The following is a 4,065-nucleotide window of genomic DNA, read 5'->3' as shown; positions in this document are numbered from 1 at the left end:
CCTCACGCTTCGCCCGCCCCCGCGCGGACAACCCACCTCCATCGGGATACCTCATCCCATCGAACTACCCCAACACGAGGCCAACACACCAACCACATCGGACGAACCTGGCCATTCAAGATCTGTATCCAGGTGGGATCGAGGTAAGTGGGCCGTTTCCCCTTGAAGGTGCGCAAAGTGATGCTGGTCAGCGAGTCGAGACGCCGAGCGCCGAGCAGTAGCAGCGCGACATCGGTAAGCACACTACTGTCGTCGCGCAGCAGCGCGTCCTCGGCCGGGAGAGGATCACGACGCTCATCAACGACGGCAGGCAGACCGGCCTCGAACTCCGCGACGGTGCTGCCGGGTAGCTGCGCGCTGATCCACTCGTGCAAGTGGCTACGAGAGGCGATCTCCGTCCCTCGGACCTCGTTGACCAACGCCGCCCAGAGATGTCGCCACGCACCGACAGAATGGTGACGAAGAACTACCCCTCGCCACGCGGCCGTTCGTTCTTCTCCGGCCAGCAACGGGTCCTCGCGTGCGGCCGAACCGTAAGCCACGGCAGCGGCGAACGCCTCCTGCCAGGTGGCCGCGCCCGGATTGAGCTGCCACGACCGGGCGAGTATGCGGAGTGTGGCGCGCCGCGTCCGATCCTCCCCACTCCAGGACTGCGGGTCGTGGCGGCCATCCGCAGTGGCGCTAAACAGCGAGCCCAGTGGTTCGAGGTCAGGAGTGTCCGCGTCCGGTTGAAGGCGCAGACGCCCCAGCGCCACCGACGGGAGTGACAGACCACCTCGATGCTCGGCGGCCTCAATGAGGGACTTGTACATCTTTGCGACTTCTGGTGGACACGGATGGCGGCCGACCCGCAGCGCACCGCTGTCCACCGCCACGGTCCCGAGCGTCACGCTTGGTCCGTTGTACTGCGACCAGAAGCCCCAGGTACGCGGGGAGTAAGAACCGGAACCGCTGGAGTCGGCAACTGAGAACTCCTCGCCTTGACGAGGGGCGAGCCTGGCTATCGCGTCCACGCCATGAGCGAGCCCGGGCGCGCCTTCCGGATCGTCGTACTCCTGCGAGATCCGCGCCAAACCCACCTCTGCCCGACGGACGAGGCGCTGGCACGCCTCCCTGTCCAAGCCCTTCCGGTCGGCGTACGCGGCGAGAGCCCAATACAGGCTGTAGTAGCGGGCATAACGCGTCACGGTCGACACGCCTGGAACGAGCATGTCGACGCAGGCCATGACTGGTGCCTCGACGGCCAACGGGTATCGACCTGCCCGGGCCAGCAGTCCAGGTTCGCACCACCTAGGCCCCTCGACTGCAGATCTTGAGGCTGCTGCGCCCGCCATCGCATCGGTTCCGACGCTGGTCATGGTGGCCATTTTCGTCATGATTGACGGCGGACGGAATCCCCGAAAAGTTCGCAGCTTGCCAGAGCCCCGGGCCGAGCCATGATCACGAGAACGAGCAACCGACGCGGCGCACCCAACGCCCGCGTCCGGTCATCGGGTCAACGGTCGATGCCCGGGCGTCGGCCGAAATCAGGTGCACTGATCTGCCGTGGGTAGCTCGGTGCCGCCCGAGGTCATTCGGCGCCGGATTCAATTGGTGGGCCTGGCGGGTCGGCCTTTGCAGTTCTCCCCTTTGGGGTGGGCCGTTCGGTAGCGGCCTCAGTCAGCCAGCGGTGATCGTAGTTCAGGTGGTCCCAGCGGGACCGCAGCCACTGACGCTTGGTCGCGGTAGCAGTTCGCCATAGGTATCGCAGCCCGTCGGCGAGTTGATCTCGTCGCTGCGGCGCGAGAAGCCCTGGAAGCTGGTGACAGATCTCAGCGACCATATTCGCGCGCTCACGACGTCGGTCGAGTGCGTCCGCCGAGAGGGCATCCAGCAGTGGCGCAGTGAGAAACCGGATCTCCAGGAAGCCCAGATGGAGTAAGTCCGCCATCGCCGCCTCCATCGCAGCCTGGGGCGGCTGAGCCAACTCCATGACAACCTCCTCTGACGAGGCGAACAAGGATGCCTCACGCCATCCGCTTCTGCCGCGATTCGCGCGGTCATGCCGCGATTCGGGTGGTTTCAGTTGGCGACCCCGCCCCCTGGGGAGCGGGGCGCTGTCCGGCCCGCCACGTCATTGGACGCGGATACCGTCGCCGGCCTCGCCCGCGGGTCCGCCGGGCTGGTCCGCCACCAGGGCACCGAGCAGCACCTCGACACCTGAATCAACCACGCCCGCCACGCCGGATGCCCCGAATCCGCGGCTTCGCCACCGGCCTGGATCACCGCAACACCCCCGACAGCTCTCGGCGCCTGCTTCGCCGGCGAAACCGGATGGCGACGCGTGGCGGTGCCCGCGCATCATGACCGGGTGAACGCCCGACCAGCGATCGCTCTGATCGATGACCTTCGGTCATTCGTCGATGGCCGCCGCGCGGAGGTGGCCCGTACGAGCGCTGCCGGAGTCGAGCTTCTTACCCGCTACCGGGAGGGTCGGCTGGACGAGCTGTGACTGGACCACGACCTGGGCGGCGACGACACCATCTGGCCGGTGATAGAGGTCCTGGAACAGGCCGCCTTCTACGACCGCCCCTTCAACATCGGTGTGGTCGTCGTCCATTCCGCCAACCCGGGCGGTGCCGCAAGAATCGCGCTTGTCCTGAGGCGCTGGGGTTACCGGGTCCGCGTCGCGTCGGGTTGCTCAGACGTCGGCTACGACAAAGGCCCTCCGGCGAGCTGATCGATCCGGCTACCCCGCCACGTACAGTCGTTCTTCGTCCGTGGCGGATCCGGAACACTTATCGAGCCCTGGATCTCAGCTACCGACACATCCAACCTGCGTGCCGGGTTACGCGAGCATGCCGGGTAACCCGGCAGCACCGCGGTCGACGCACAGTTCGCTGGTCTCGTGATCGATCCAGTAGCTCTGCCCGGTGCCGATGAAAGTGGGCTGCCGCAGGTAGAACCAGCGATCCACCACGTTGACGAGGATCAGCCGGTCGGCAGTCACGCGCTCAACCATCCCGCATCTCCCTCAAGCGCCATCGCACCGCACCTACTTGGCCAGCGTACGCCGACCTACAGCCCTCGAGGTGAACGCTTCTCGGCGTGAGTAGACGTCCCCGACTCTGTGGAGCGGGCTTTCGAGGCTGATGCATTCGGAAACGCCGAAGAGGTCACCGCCCAGGAAGCGCTGGTCAGCGCGTTGCTGGTGGGATTCGAGTCTCAGCTCCCATGAGCCTTACCAGCGCCACCAGGACGGCATTCAGAGGCGCATGTCGATACGACATGACGCCCGGGAACCGCATCAGCGGGACCGAGGACGACAGTCGGCATGATCCAGGCGGGGAGCAGCTACCCCTGACCACTTCGGAGTTCTCTGGGAGGTCACGCCGGACCGCTTGCCCACATCACCGCAGGTCAGAGCCATCGGCTCTGCCCGGTGTCGGTGAGCACTTCGGGCGCGGTGACCACTTCGCCAACCTGCACCCAATCTGCTCCCACTTGCAAGGCCAGGTGATTCAGGAGCTCCTTACCGCCGCGACCTGCGCACACTCCCCTGCCAGGGGACATAGAGTGAGCCATTTTCATCGTGACGGCGCAGGTCACGGGCGGTGTGGGAGGCCGGTGTCCAGGTAGGACGAGGCTCCCGGTAAGACAGCAATCGACCAAGATCGAGCCATTTTCATCCTGCGTAGCGGTCGGCTTCGACGCGGTGCAGGACGAGGATGGCCTGCACGATCGCGGTCGCTCGGCGTGGGCAGCAGCGCAGCTTGACCAGGATTTTCCAGGTCTTGAGGGTGGCGATCGCGCGTTCGCCGCGGGCGCGGATCTTCGCGTGCGCTCGGTTGACGGCCTTCTGCCGGCGTGACAGCTTCGGCCGGAAGCGGCGCCGCTTGAACGGGGTGCGCACGCTGCCGGGGGCGCCTTGATAGCCCTTGTCCGCGAAGGTCATCACGTCGGTGCTGGCCAGGGCGTCGATGATGCCGTGGGTGCGGGCGGCGGTCAGGTCGTGCGTCGAGGCGGGCAGCGCGGCCGAGGCCCAGACGAGACGCCCGGCCGCGTCGGCGATGACCTGCACGTTCA

At 66.3% G+C, this 4,065-nt stretch carries 4 protein-coding genes and 1 pseudogene; 1 reads left to right on the top strand and 4 read right to left on the bottom strand.

The window, feature by feature from the left end; translation table 11 throughout:
- Nucleotides 1-2: 2 nt before the first annotated feature.
- On the bottom strand, nt 3-1,367 hold the full coding sequence (locus tag ABD52_RS36610) for a hypothetical protein (protein WP_161801660.1): 1,365 nt from the start codon (nt 1,365-1,367) through the stop codon (nt 3-5).
- 203 nt (nt 1,368-1,570) lie between these two features.
- Nucleotides 1,571-1,972, bottom strand: a complete 402-nt coding sequence (locus ABD52_RS39605) for a hypothetical protein (RefSeq protein WP_152748372.1) — start codon at nt 1,970-1,972, stop codon at nt 1,571-1,573.
- 378 nt (nt 1,973-2,350) lie between these two features.
- Here ABD52_RS39605 and ABD52_RS41315 point away from each other — a divergent pair.
- A pseudogene (locus ABD52_RS41315) lies at nt 2,351-2,719 on the top strand (cyclic-phosphate processing receiver domain-containing protein).
- Nucleotides 2,720-2,827: 108 nt separating this feature from the next.
- Here ABD52_RS41315 and ABD52_RS39975 read toward each other — a convergent pair.
- On the bottom strand, nt 2,828-3,001 hold the full coding sequence (locus ABD52_RS39975; protein ID WP_161801659.1) for a hypothetical protein: 174 nt from the start codon (nt 2,999-3,001) through the stop codon (nt 2,828-2,830).
- Between the two features lie 663 nt (nt 3,002-3,664).
- Nucleotides 3,665-4,065, bottom strand: a 401-nt coding sequence (locus tag ABD52_RS36600; protein ID WP_047893954.1) for an IS5/IS1182 family transposase, incomplete at its 5' end; no start/stop codon positions are given.

The organism is Micromonospora sp. RV43, from assembly GCF_001029515.1.
Classification (GTDB): domain Bacteria; phylum Actinomycetota; class Actinomycetes; order Mycobacteriales; family Micromonosporaceae; genus Micromonospora; species Micromonospora aurantiaca.
This window is presented reverse-complemented; position numbering and strand designations above follow the sequence as displayed.